This window comes from Amycolatopsis sp. NPDC059021, from assembly GCF_042739895.1.
Lineage (GTDB): Bacteria > Actinomycetota > Actinomycetes > Mycobacteriales > Pseudonocardiaceae > Amycolatopsis.
Genome location: NZ_JBHYIQ010000048.1, coordinates 59,896 through 70,531 on the forward strand (window position 1 = coordinate 59,896; position 10,636 = coordinate 70,531).

The following is a 10,636-nucleotide window of genomic DNA, read 5'->3' on the forward strand; positions in this document are numbered from 1 at the left end:
GCAGAAACCGACATGGCGGAGCGGAGTGGGATGAAGAGACCGGAACGGCAGATGCCTGAGAGACTCATCGCCGTGGTCCTGTTCGACCGGATCGACCTGCTCGACGTGACCGGTCCCGCCGAGGTTTTCTCGTTGCTCCAGCGGGAAGTGGAGCGTCCGACGGGCTACCGCGTGGTCCTCGCCGCCGAGACGCTGGACCCGGTGACCACCTTCGCCGGGGTGCGCGTCCTGCCTGACGTGACCTTCGGGGAACTGTCCGGAAAGGCGATCGACACCCTGGTGGTGCCGGGGGCGGTGACAGTCGGGGAGAGCCGGGAGATCGTCGCCCGATGCGACCCCGCCGTGGTCGAGACGGTTCGCCTGCTGGCCGAGCGCACCCGCCGGGTGGCGTCCGTGTGCGTCGGGGCGCACATCCTCGCCGCGGCCGGGCTGCTCGACGGCAAGCGCGCCACGACGCATTGGTCCACCGCCCGGCAACTTGCCGCGGAGCATCCGGAGGTCACTGTCGACGCCGACCCGATCTTCATCCGCGACGGCACCGTGTGGACCGGGGCCGGGCTGAGCGCCTGTCTCGATCTGGCCCTGGCGTTGGTGGCCGACGACTTCGGTCAGGAACTGGCTTCCCGGGTCGCCCGCCAGCTCGTGATGTTCCTGCGGCGGCCGGGTGGGCAGAGCCAGTTCAGCGTGTCGCTCGAGCCGGCGTCCGCGACCCGGCGGGTCGACGAACTGCGCCACCACATCGCCGCTCACCTCGCGGAGCCGCTGACGGTCGCCGACCTCGCGGCGCATGCGCACGTCACGGATCGGCAGATCACGCGTGTGTTCAAGGCCGAGTTGGGGATGACTCCCGCCGCCTATGTCGAGCACGCCCGGGTCGAGGCGGCCCGGCACAGGCTGGAAACCACCGACGAGACGTTGTCGCGCATTGCCGGCGCCTGTGGTTTCGGCACCGTCTCGACGATGACACGGTCGTTCCGGCGGACGTTGAACACGACGCCGGGCGAGTACCGGGAGCGGTTCCGGATCGGGTAGCCGCTGTGCGCGGTCAGGAATTCCTGGCCTGGCGGAACAGTGCGGCTTGTTCGTCGGTCATCCAGTAGCGGGCGGTCTGGCCTTTCGGGTAGTCCCATCGCCACATCGGTTCGCGCCCGGCGAGCAGACATTGCTTGCCGGGCGTGCCGAGCCAGCCGGCAACGCTGTGCCTGCCATGCGGAGCGTTGAGAAGCTCGGCCAGTTCCTCTCCGCTGAACTTTCTGCCCGGGCTGTCCATGAGGATCGAGAACAGGCGTCTCGCACCGGCTCCGAAATCGCCCCACAAAGTCTTGGCCAAGTTTGCATCGGCAGCCTCCCATTCCTGGAGAGGCATGGTCTCGGGATTCTTCATCGTCACGTCAGTCATGGTGTGCTCCTGGCTCGGGTGGGTGCTCTCCGAACAGGAGCTTAGACCGAGGGAAGCCGCGTTTTTCTTGCTGCCACAAAGAAGTCGCTGCGGCTCAGGGCATGGCGGTAGGTTGATCGGATGGACATGACACTGCGGTTGACCGAGGAGCAGGCGCACGCGCTCAGGCAACTCGCCGAGGCCGACGGCGTCAGCGAGCAGGAGGCGGTCGTGCGCGCCATCACCGAGGCGGCCGTGCGTGTGCGGGCCGGGCGAATTGCGGCCCTGTCCCGAGAAGGACGAACCCGGTACGCATCGCTGCTCGATCGGCTGGCGCAATGATGGCCGAGTACCTGACGCTGGACGATCTCCTGACCCTCGCCGCGGACCTCCGGGTTCCTCAGGTGCGCGATCTCGGTCTGCTCGAGGCGGCGGCCGATCGGCCCCGGACCTCCGTCATGGGGGAGGACGCTTATCCGGAACCGGTCGAGAAAGCTGCTGTGCTGCTGGAGTCGATCGTCCGCAATCATCCGCTCGTGGACGGGAACAAGCGGCTGAGCTGGATGGCCGCCTTCGTGTTCTGCGGGCTGAACGGGCTCGACCTGGACGCACCGGAGGACGACGCCTACGACCTCGTGATCGCGGCCGCGACCGGCACCGAGGCTTACCGCGACGTCGCCGCTTCGCTGGCGAACTGGACTGTGCCCCGCGACGCGGGCTGAGCGAGGAAACCGCACTCCGGATCTGGTTACGGCCGGAGTTCCGGCGCTAGTCTGCGGACGTCAAGATCCTTCCACTGGGGAGATTCCACTGTGAACAAGCGAAGATTCGCCCTGCCCGGAATCGCGGTCGCGCTGACCATCGGACTGGCGGTACCGGCGTCGGCGGCCACTGCTTCGGCCGTCGAGCTCGCCCCGCTGCCGGGCGGGTATCAGGCCGCGGCCACGGGTATCAACGACAGCGGTGTGGTCGTCGGCTGGTCCTCCACCCGGACCGGGCCGACGCGGGCGGTGCGGTGGAACGCGGACGGCACGGCCGTAGCGTTGCCCGCGCTGGGCACCGGCACCTTCAGCAGCGCGCGGGCCATCAACGACTCCGGAGTCGTCGTCGGCCAGGCGGATGCGGGAAACGTGGGTGTGCACGCGGTGCGGTGGACGCCGGAAGGCGCCGCCGTCGACCTCGGCACCCTGCCCGGAAGCACCTACAGCGGCGCCAATGGCGTTAACAACTCCGGGGTCGCGGTCGGTTACGCCTACCTGAGCTTCAGCTCGATCAAGCACGCGGTGCGGTGGAACGCCGACGGGACGAGCACCGATCTGGGGGTGCCCGAAGGCTACGAACTCAGCGAAGCTCACGCGATCAACGACGACGGCACGATCGTCGGAGAAGCCATGGACAGCGACTACAAGCGCTGGCACGCCATCCGCTGGAACACCGACGGCACGGTCACCGACCTCGGCACCGCGCCCGGTACTGCCGTCAGCTGGGCACTGGCGATCAACGGCGGCGGGACCATCGCCGGGACGTCACAGACGGCGGCCAGGAAGAACCACGCGACGCGCTGGAACACCGACGGCACCATCACGACGTTGCCCACCCTGCCCGGCGGGGACAACAGCGGGGCCGGGGGCATCAACAGGGCCGGTGTGGTCGTCGGGTTCTCCAACTCGACGGGCGCGCCGTCGCACGCGGTGCGCTGGAATCTCGACGGCACCGTGACCGATCTCGGCGCGCTGCCCGACGGCGGGGACACCAACGCCGAAGGAATCACCACCGGCGGCACGATCGCCGGTAGCGGGCACACCGCGGGTGCCAGTCAGTTGCACGCGCTGCGCTGGCCCGCCGGCTGACCGGTAGTGCGCTGAATCCCTTGTCCGGCAAGGGATTCAGCGCACATCCGTCGAAAGGACGCGGGGCCGCTAGGCGCGCAGCAGGCTGTAGGCGGCGGCGCCGATCAGTTCCAGCGACACCTGGAGCCGTTCCAGGCTGACGTTGTCCGCGATGGTGTCCTCCGGGGTGTGGTAAGTCGGCTCCAACGCGGCGGGGCTGCTTTCGCCGCGCCAGCTGAAGTTCGCCGCCGCGATGCCGCGTTCGAAGAACGGGACGTGGTCGCTCGAGCCGCGGGCCACCGGGCCACGCACACGCGGGTCGTAGCCGAGGCGTTTGGCGGCGGACGCGACGGCCTGGGTGGTGGCGTTGTCGGCGCCGTCGACGGAAAGCAGCCAATACACCGTCGCGGGGTCGTAGCTGGTGGCGACCATGTCGTTCTGGAAACAGCCGCGGACGCGCCGAGCGTCCACATCGGACAGTTGGCTGACGTAGTGTTTGGAGCCGATCAGGCCGTACTCCTCGGCGCCCCACAAGGCGAATCGCACCGCGCGAGTGGTCGGCAGATGCCGCAGGACACGAGCGAGTTCGAGGCACAGCACGGTGCCGCTGCCGTCGTCGTTGGCGCCGGGGGAGCCGGGGACGCTGTCGTAGTGGGCGCTCACCATGACGACTCCGTCGTCGCGGCCGGGGAAGGTGGCCGGGCGCTCCGCGATCACGTTGTGGGAGGTCAGGTTCTTGTGGTGCACGGCGGACGCGCTCACCCGCACCGGGCCGCCGGCGAGACGTTTCCGCAGTCGTTCCACCTGGACCTGGGCGAGGCCGAGCACCGGAACGGCGACCGGCGTGGTGAGCGTGGGGGAGAAGGCGGACAGCTTGCGCGCGGGGTCCGCGCCGATCCGGCCGAGCAGCACGGCGACCGCGCCGCGCTCGGCCGCCAGGCGATAGGCCTCCGCGTTGTTCTGCACGGCCGCGATCAGGACGATCTTGCCGGTCAGATCGGCGGGCAGGGTGTCGCCCGCGCCGACGTCGATCACGGACGCCTCGCGCGTGACGTCCTGCAGAGCCTGCGGCGACGAGCCGGTCTGCCAGGTGTCGTGCCCCACGCGCAGCGAGCCGAGGAACTTGTCGGCGATGGGGAACGGCTGCACGGTGACCTGGTAACGCAGCTCGCGCAGCACGCGGGCGAGGTAGTCCTTGGCGCGTAGTTCCCCTTCGGTGCCCGCGACCCGGGTACCGATGTGGTCGCTGAGCACGCGAAGGTGCTCCAGCGCCCTTCGGGCCCGTACGCGGGCCACCACCGGGTAGTCGCCGAAGTCCAGCGAGGGGGCGTACGGCGTCCCGGGGCGTTGGCGGTTGGCGGCCGCCACGGCAGGCGGGTTCAGCCCGATCGTCGCCGCGCCCGCCAACGCCACCGCACCCGCGAGCACGTTCCGCCTGCGCAGACCAGCCATGGGACACCCCTCACCTCATCGACGTCGTGTCTGCGTAGCCAATAGCGGGACGGGCGGGAGAACAACCTCCGATCGGCCCTTTTTGTCCTCTTTGCGGTGTGCTCGGCCCGGCTGGTGGCGCGGATCCCGGTACCCGCCGCACCAGGTTCCGCGCCGGAAACGCGGCCATGATCGAGGCTATGAGCGCTTACGTGATTTCCGAATCCGAAGTCCTCGACGAAGCCGTGGCGCAGCGCTACCGCGAGCTGGCCGCGGCGTCGATCGCGCAGTACGGCGGTACCTATCTCGCGCGCGGGGTGAAGCCCGAAGCGGCCGAAGGGGAGTTTCCGGCGGCGCGCCGCGTGGTGGTTCTCGAATTCCCGGACATGGCCCGAGTGTGGGAGTGGTACGAATCGCCGGAGTACAGCGAGGCGCGGAAGCTCAGTGAAACGGCGCTGGACCGGCGGCTGCTGTTCGTCGACGGCGTGGTTGCCGCGCAGCCGGAGGCTGGCTAGCTTCGGCGGAATGGAGCCGTTGCAGCCGGACATGTTCGCGCCGGAGTGTCCCTCGGGCGTGACGCCGTTCCGGATCGGCGACAAATGGGGCGGGATGGTCGTGCTCTGCCTCAAGGACGGTCCGCGCCGGTTCTCTGAGCTGCGGGTGCCGCTGCGCCGGGTCAGCCCGAAGGTGCTGACCGAGACCCTGCGTTCGCTGGAGCGCGACGGCATGATCACGCGCCGCGCCTACGACGAGATCCCGCCGCGGGTCGAGTACGCGATCACCGACCTGGGACGCACCTTGCTGCCGGCGATCGAGGCCTGCCGGGAATGGGCCGCGCGGCATCTGCCGGAGCTGATGGCCGCGCGGGACGCCTTCGATCGGTCGGCGTCAGCCGAGCACGCCGAGCGCGATGATCGAGACCAGGGTGACCGCGGTCGCGAACACGGAGATCCACGCGCGCTGGGCGGCGTTGAGGGCGGGGGTGTTGTTCATGAGCTGTCCCTACGGAGCGAGGCCGGCACTTCCGCAGGAACAGCGCGCTGATCAAGGTCCGTGTTACCGGTGGACGGTCAGTGTGTCCAAGATCACTTTCCGGCTACTCTGACCAGGTGAGAGGGCCTCAGTTGTCGGACTGGCGATGCCGCGCGGTGAACCACAGCACCCCGGCCGCGGCCCCCACCATCGCCACGAACGCCATGCCACCCACGATGATCGCCTGAGTCATCCCGCATCCTTCCGTCTCGCGTTCTCGATGGGGAGACGCGCGAGGGGGACGATCATGTTGTCGCAGGTAGCGAAGGTCACAAGGCGGCGAGGACTCCGTCGATCTGGGTGGCGAGCGCGAAGTCCTTCACCGTCAGCCCGCCGGCCGAGTGCGTGCTCAGCCGGAAGACGAGGGTGCGCCAGCGGATGTCGATGTCAGGGTGATGATCGGCGGCCTCGGCCAGTACGGCGACCCGGTCCACCACCTCGATCGCCTGCGGGAAGCTCGCGAGCTCCACCTTGAGTTCGATCGTCGATCCGTCGCGCTGCCAGCCCGCGAGGTCGGTGAGCGCCATGTCGGCCTGTTCTTCGGTGAGGAGTTCCGCCATGTCTCCATGGTGATGCCTCCTCCGCTACGCTGCACGGTTGCCACGGGAGTCCGGTGCGGCCGGGCTGAGAGGCGGGCGTTCCGCCCGCGACCGTTCGCACCTGATTCCGGATCATGCCGGTCGGGGAGGCCCTGTCGATCAGGCCGCCTCTTGTCCGTCCGGCAGAGCACAGGAGGACCGATGAAACGCAGGGCCGTGCAGACGGCGGTCGCGCTCGGCACGGTGACCGTGCTCGCCGGTGCCTGCTCCCTGTCCGGCGGGTCGAGCCAGGCACCGCAGGCGGCGACCGTCACTTTGGTGACGCACAACTCGTGGGCGGCGCCCCACGAGGTGCTCGACGCCTTCGAGAAGCAGTCCGGCATCAAGATCTCCGTGCTCAAGCAGGGCGACGCCGGGGCGCTGACGAACAAGCTGGTGCTCACGAAGGCCAACCCGCTCGGTGACGTCGCGTACGGCGTCGACTCGACCTTCGCGTCGCGAGCGCTGTCCGAGGGGATCTTCGAGCCGTACACCAGCCCCGAGGCCGATCGCGGTCCGCAGCGCTACGCCGTCGACCAGGAGCACCGGATGTCCGCGGTCGACGTCGGCGACGTGTGCGTCAACATCGACACCGGCTACTTCCTTTCGAAGGGGTTGCCCGCGCCGGCGTCGTACGCCGATCTCGCGGATCCGAAATACAAGGACCTGATGGTCGCCGAGGACCCGGCGACGGCGTCGCCCGGCCTCGCGTTCCTGCTGGGCACGATCGCGCAGTTCGGCGAGAACGGCTGGCAGGAGTACTGGCAGAAGCTGAAGGCCAACGGGCTCAAAGTGGACAGTGGCTGGGAAGAGGCCTACACCAAGGACTTCTCCGGCTCGTCCGGCAAGGGGCCGCGGCCGATCGTCGTTTCCTACGCCTCGTCGCCCGCCGCCGAGCTCGGGCCGGACGGGAAGCCGCGCACCAAGGCGTTGCTCGACACCTGCTACCGCCAGGTCGAGTACGCCGGGGTGCTCGCGGGCGGCAAGCAGGTCGAACGCGCCCGCAAGGTCGTCGACTTCCTCTTGTCGCAGCAGTTCCAGGTGACGGTCGCGGCCAATATGTACGTCTACCCGGCGCGGCAGGGCGTCGATCTGCCCGCGGGCTGGGCGCAGGCCGCGCCGCTGCCGCAGAAACCGGCCCAGCTGCCCGCGGACAAGGTCCAGGCCGGCCGGGAGAAGTGGATCTCCGAGTGGCGCTCGCTCGTGCAGGGCTGATCTCGCGGACCGGCTGGACCGCTCGTGGCGCGGGGCTCGCGCTCCTCGGGGTCCTGCCGATCGCGTTCCTGGTGGTCTTCTTCGCCTGGCCGGTCGTGGCGATCGTCGGCCGCGGCTTCACCGCGGGCGGCGTCGGCACCGTGCTGGGCGACGCCCAGACGTGGCGGCTGGCCGGGTTCACCGTGGCGAGCGCGGCCGCGTCGACGGTGATCGCCGTCGTGGCCGGGTTGCCCGTCGCGTATCTGCTGGCGCGGGTACGCCTGCCCGGGGTGGGCCTGGTCCGCACGCTCGTGCTGGTGCCGTTCGTGCTCCCGACCGTCGTCGTCGGGCTGGCGTTCCGCACGATCTGGCCGGACGGCGGGGTGTTCCCGCTGGTGCTGGCGAACGCCTTCTTCAACGTTGCCGTCGTCGCGCGGACGGTCGGCGGCCTGTGGTCGCAAGTGGACACCCGGACCGCGGACGCCGCGCGGGCACTCGGCGCGTCACCGTGGCGGGCCTTCCGCTCGGTGACGCTCCCGGCGCTCGCGCCCGCGATCTCCTCGGCCGCCGCGGTCGTGTTCCTCTTCTGTGCCACCAGTTTCGGTGTGGTGCTGATCCTCGGCGGCCCGCGGTACCGGACTCTGGAGACCGAGATCTACCTGCGTACGGTCGATCTGCTCGATCTTTCGGGTGCGGCGGCGCTCTCGCTCGTCCAGTTCGCCGCCGTGGTCGCGGCGCTGGTGGCGGGTGCCGTCGCGCGCAGGCGTCGCGAGAGCGTGGCCCGTGTCCGGTCCGGTGTGGACGGTGCGCGACGGCCGCGTGGCGGTGAGTGGTGGGTGGTCGGCGCGGCGGTGGCCGTGGTCGTGCTGCTGCTCACGCCGATCGTCTCGCTGCTCGTCCAGTCGGTGTCCACACCGGACGGATGGAGCCTCGCGGGTTTCCGGGCGCTGACCGGGACCGGCGTGTCGGGCACCTTGCAGGTCACCGGCTGGGAAGCGGCGATGAACTCGCTGCGCGCCGCGACCGACGCGACCCTGCTCGCGATGACGATCGGGGTGCTCGCGTCGGTGGTGCTGGTCGCGCTGCGCCGGGCGCCGGGGCGGCTCGCGCGGGGGATGGGCGAGACGATGGACGCCGCGCTGATGCTGCCGCTCGGGGTGTCGGCGGTGACCGTCGGTTTCGGTTATCTCGTCACGCTCGACGCGCTTCCCGGCGACCTGCGGACGTCGCCGCTGCTCGTGCCGCTGGCGCAGGCGCTGGTGATCATCCCGCTGGTGGTGCGCATGGTGCTGCCGGTGCTGCGCGCGGTCGACGTCCGGCTGCGGCAGGCCGCGGCCACGCTCGGCGCGAGCCCGGCGCGGGTGTGGCGGGAGATCGACCTGCCGCTGACGCTGCGTTCCCTCGTCGCGGCGGCGGGGTTCGGCTATGTGGTGGCGCTGGGAGAGTTCGGCGCGACGAGTTTCCTGGCGCGGCCGGACGCGCCGACGTTGCCGGTGGCGATCGCGGGCCTGCTTTCCCGGCCGGGGGAACTGAACAACCAGATGGCGTACGCGGCGTGCGCGCTGCTGATGATCGTGACCGTGCTCGCGGTGGTGCTGATCGACCGGTTCGGCGCGGTGCGCGGCCGCAGTGCGGTGGGAGAGTTCTGATGGCGTTGTCGGTACGGGACCTCACCGTCCACTATGGATCGTTCGCCGCCGTGCGCGACGGGCGGCTCGACGTCGCCGACGGCGAGGTGCTCGCGTTGCTCGGCCCGTCGGGCTCCGGGAAGTCGACCTTGCTGCGCGCGATCGCCGGGCTGGAGCCGGTCACGCGGGGCACGGTGAACTGGGACGGCGAGGACCTCGCGGCGGTGCCGGTGCACCGGCGCGAATTCGGCCTGGTGTTCCAGGACGGGCAGTTGTTCGGACACCGCGACGTCGCCGCGAACATCGCGTTCGGGCTGCGGATGCACCGGGTGCCGCGCGCGGAGCACGCCGCGCGGGTCCGGCGGCTGCTGGACCTCGTCGGGCTCGCCGGGTACGAGCGGCGCCGGGTGACCGAGCTGTCCGGTGGCCAGGCGCAGCGCGTCGCGCTGGCCCGCGCGCTGGCGCCGGAACCGCGGCTGCTGCTGCTCGACGAGCCACTGTCCGGTTTGGACGCCGGACTTCGTGAGCAACTGGCCATCGATCTGGCTGCGCTGCTGCGGCGCAGCAAGATCACCGCGCTGCTGGTGACGCACGATCAGGAGGAGGCGTTCACCCTGGCGGACAGGGTGGCCGTGCTGCACGGCGGCGAGATCCGGCAGGAGGACGCGGTGCGGCGCGTGTGGCAGCAGCCCGCCGACGACGGTGTCGCGCGTTTCCTCGGCGTGACGACCTTTGTGGACGGTGTCGCTGCCGGTGGTTCCGTGCGGACTGCTCTCGGGGAGGTCGCGCTGCCGGAGGTCGGGGACGGCCCGGTGCGGCTCGGACTGCGGCCCCATGCCCTGCGGCTCACGGACTCCGAGCCTGCGAATTCCGGGCTTGCGGACTCCGAAGCGGCGGATTCCGGAGTGCCCGGCGAGGTCACGGCTGCGGTTCACCGGCGCGAGCACGTGCGGCTGGTGGTGGCGCTGGGGCTACCGGAGGTGTCCACTGTGGACGCCGTCGCCCCGGTGACAGCAGACCTCCGGCCTGGCGACGTCGTGCGCCTGACCCTGGACCCCGACGGCATCGCCGTGGTGGGCTGACAGCACCTCACCCGGCACAGCCACGCCGAGACCCCGCAAACTCCCTCCCCCACCGCACCCTTGGGGGGCGTCCCTCGAACAGCATATCGACCCTGGGCCTGGAAATGGGACCTCGCGGGGAATCTGTGGACAACCGGGACGACTGTGGACAACCCGGCGATGCGGGCAGCACGGCTTGCCGATGCGGGCAGCACCGCCTTGCCAAATGCCGTCAAGGCCACCTTACGGGCTCCAGACGCCCGTAAGGTGGCCTTAACAGCATCTCCCCGGGGATCCCGACCGCTGGCTTTTGCGTTGCCGCTCCCGACCGCAGGTGTTGCGCCGGCGCTGCCGACCGCCGGGTTTGTCGGACCCCTCGCGTAGGCTTTTTGGTAGGGGCGCTCAGAGCGTCCTGAATCTTCCGTTCATTCCTTCGCGGGTCCGTGAATGCCACATCGAGGGAATCAGCGTCCCCCAAAGTTGCATTAAAGGTCCAAACCCCCGG

At 70.1% G+C, this 10,636-nt stretch carries 12 protein-coding genes; 9 read left to right on the plus strand and 3 right to left on the minus strand.

Annotation, left to right across the window (positions count from 1 at the left end):
* Positions 1 to 51: 51 nt before the first annotated feature.
* Positions 52 to 1,032 carry a GlxA family transcriptional regulator gene (locus tag ACFWX1_RS26520; protein WP_378391689.1) on the plus strand — a complete coding sequence of 327 codons (981 nt, stop codon included), beginning with the start codon at positions 52 to 54 and terminating at the stop codon, positions 1,030 to 1,032.
* Positions 1,033 to 1,045: 13 nt separating this feature from the next.
* Here ACFWX1_RS26520 and ACFWX1_RS26525 read toward each other — a convergent pair whose 3' ends face one another.
* Positions 1,046 to 1,399 carry a DUF6416 domain-containing protein gene (locus ACFWX1_RS26525; RefSeq protein WP_378391691.1) on the minus strand — a complete coding sequence of 118 codons (354 nt, stop codon included), beginning with the start codon at positions 1,397 to 1,399 and terminating at the stop codon, positions 1,046 to 1,048.
* 120 nt (positions 1,400 to 1,519) lie between these two features.
* Between ACFWX1_RS26525 and ACFWX1_RS26530 the strand changes: the two genes are divergently transcribed.
* The 3 genes from ACFWX1_RS26530 (at position 1,520) to ACFWX1_RS26540 (ending at position 3,228) form a co-directional block, all read left to right on the plus strand.
* A complete protein-coding gene (locus ACFWX1_RS26530; RefSeq protein ID WP_378391693.1) occupies positions 1,520 to 1,720 on the plus strand; it encodes a CopG family transcriptional regulator in 201 nt (66 codons plus the stop codon).
* Positions 1,720 to 2,100 carry a type II toxin-antitoxin system death-on-curing family toxin gene (locus ACFWX1_RS26535; protein ID WP_378391716.1) on the plus strand — a complete coding sequence of 127 codons (381 nt, stop codon included), beginning with the start codon at positions 1,720 to 1,722 and terminating at the stop codon, positions 2,098 to 2,100. The genes ACFWX1_RS26530 and ACFWX1_RS26535 overlap by 1 nt, the downstream gene beginning before the upstream one ends.
* A gap of 90 nt (positions 2,101 to 2,190) precedes the next feature.
* Positions 2,191 to 3,228 (plus strand): hypothetical protein, encoded by a 1,038-nt coding sequence (locus ACFWX1_RS26540; RefSeq protein WP_378391695.1) that lies wholly within the window; start codon positions 2,191 to 2,193, stop codon positions 3,226 to 3,228.
* 69 nt (positions 3,229 to 3,297) lie between these two features.
* Here the strand turns inward: ACFWX1_RS26540 and ACFWX1_RS26545 are convergent, their stop codons facing one another.
* Entirely contained in the window at positions 3,298 to 4,659 is a 1,362-nt protein-coding gene (locus ACFWX1_RS26545; protein WP_378391697.1) for a M20/M25/M40 family metallo-hydrolase, read from the minus strand.
* Positions 4,660 to 4,838: 179 nt separating this feature from the next.
* Between ACFWX1_RS26545 and ACFWX1_RS26550 the strand changes: the two genes are divergently transcribed.
* Positions 4,839 to 5,153, plus strand: a complete 315-nt coding sequence (locus tag ACFWX1_RS26550; RefSeq protein ID WP_378391699.1) for a DUF1330 domain-containing protein — start codon at positions 4,839 to 4,841, stop codon at positions 5,151 to 5,153.
* A 10-nt stretch (positions 5,154 to 5,163) separates the two neighbouring features.
* Positions 5,164 to 5,682, plus strand: a complete 519-nt coding sequence (locus ACFWX1_RS26555) for a winged helix-turn-helix transcriptional regulator (RefSeq protein WP_378391701.1) — start codon at positions 5,164 to 5,166, stop codon at positions 5,680 to 5,682.
* A gap of 257 nt (positions 5,683 to 5,939) precedes the next feature.
* On the opposite strand, the gene ACFWX1_RS26560 is transcribed toward ACFWX1_RS26555, so the two are convergent.
* Positions 5,940 to 6,230, minus strand: coding sequence for a 4a-hydroxytetrahydrobiopterin dehydratase (locus tag ACFWX1_RS26560; protein WP_378329351.1), 291 nt, complete (start codon positions 6,228 to 6,230; stop codon positions 5,940 to 5,942).
* 180 nt (positions 6,231 to 6,410) lie between these two features.
* On the opposite strand from ACFWX1_RS26560, the gene ACFWX1_RS26565 reads away from it, so the two are divergent.
* The 3 genes from ACFWX1_RS26565 to ACFWX1_RS26575 are packed head-to-tail and all read left to right on the plus strand — an operon-like array spanning position 6,411 to position 10,152.
* A complete protein-coding gene (locus ACFWX1_RS26565) occupies positions 6,411 to 7,463 on the plus strand; it encodes a thiamine ABC transporter substrate binding subunit (protein ID WP_378391703.1) in 1,053 nt (350 codons plus the stop codon).
* Positions 7,439 to 9,091: an ABC transporter permease gene (locus ACFWX1_RS26570; protein ID WP_378391705.1), complete on the plus strand. Its 1,653-nt coding sequence runs from the start codon at positions 7,439 to 7,441 to the stop codon at positions 9,089 to 9,091. The genes ACFWX1_RS26565 and ACFWX1_RS26570 overlap by 25 nt, the downstream gene beginning before the upstream one ends.
* Positions 9,091 to 10,152 carry an ABC transporter ATP-binding protein gene (locus ACFWX1_RS26575; protein WP_378391707.1) on the plus strand — a complete coding sequence of 354 codons (1,062 nt, stop codon included), beginning with the start codon at positions 9,091 to 9,093 and terminating at the stop codon, positions 10,150 to 10,152. Before ACFWX1_RS26570 ends, ACFWX1_RS26575 begins: the two co-directional genes overlap by 1 nt.
* Positions 10,153 to 10,636: the final 484 nt, after the last annotated feature.

Coding starts and splice junctions, on each gene's coding strand:
- ACFWX1_RS26520 (WP_378391689.1), top strand. CDS start 52: ATGCCTGAGAGACTCATCGCCGTGGTCCTGTTCGACCGGATCGACCTG.
- ACFWX1_RS26525 (WP_378391691.1), bottom strand. CDS start 1,399: ATGACTGACGTGACGATGAAGAATCCCGAGACCATGCCTCTCCAGGAA.
- ACFWX1_RS26530 (WP_378391693.1), top strand. CDS start 1,520: ATGGACATGACACTGCGGTTGACCGAGGAGCAGGCGCACGCGCTCAGG.
- ACFWX1_RS26575 (WP_378391707.1), top strand. CDS start 9,091: ATGGCGTTGTCGGTACGGGACCTCACCGTCCACTATGGATCGTTCGCC.
- ACFWX1_RS26565 (WP_378391703.1), top strand. CDS start 6,411: ATGAAACGCAGGGCCGTGCAGACGGCGGTCGCGCTCGGCACGGTGACC.
- ACFWX1_RS26550 (WP_378391699.1), top strand. CDS start 4,839: ATGAGCGCTTACGTGATTTCCGAATCCGAAGTCCTCGACGAAGCCGTG.
- ACFWX1_RS26535 (WP_378391716.1), top strand. CDS start 1,720: ATGGCCGAGTACCTGACGCTGGACGATCTCCTGACCCTCGCCGCGGAC.
- ACFWX1_RS26545 (WP_378391697.1), bottom strand. CDS start 4,659: ATGGCTGGTCTGCGCAGGCGGAACGTGCTCGCGGGTGCGGTGGCGTTG.
- ACFWX1_RS26555 (WP_378391701.1), top strand. CDS start 5,164: ATGGAGCCGTTGCAGCCGGACATGTTCGCGCCGGAGTGTCCCTCGGGC.
- ACFWX1_RS26560 (WP_378329351.1), bottom strand. CDS start 6,230: ATGGCGGAACTCCTCACCGAAGAACAGGCCGACATGGCGCTCACCGAC.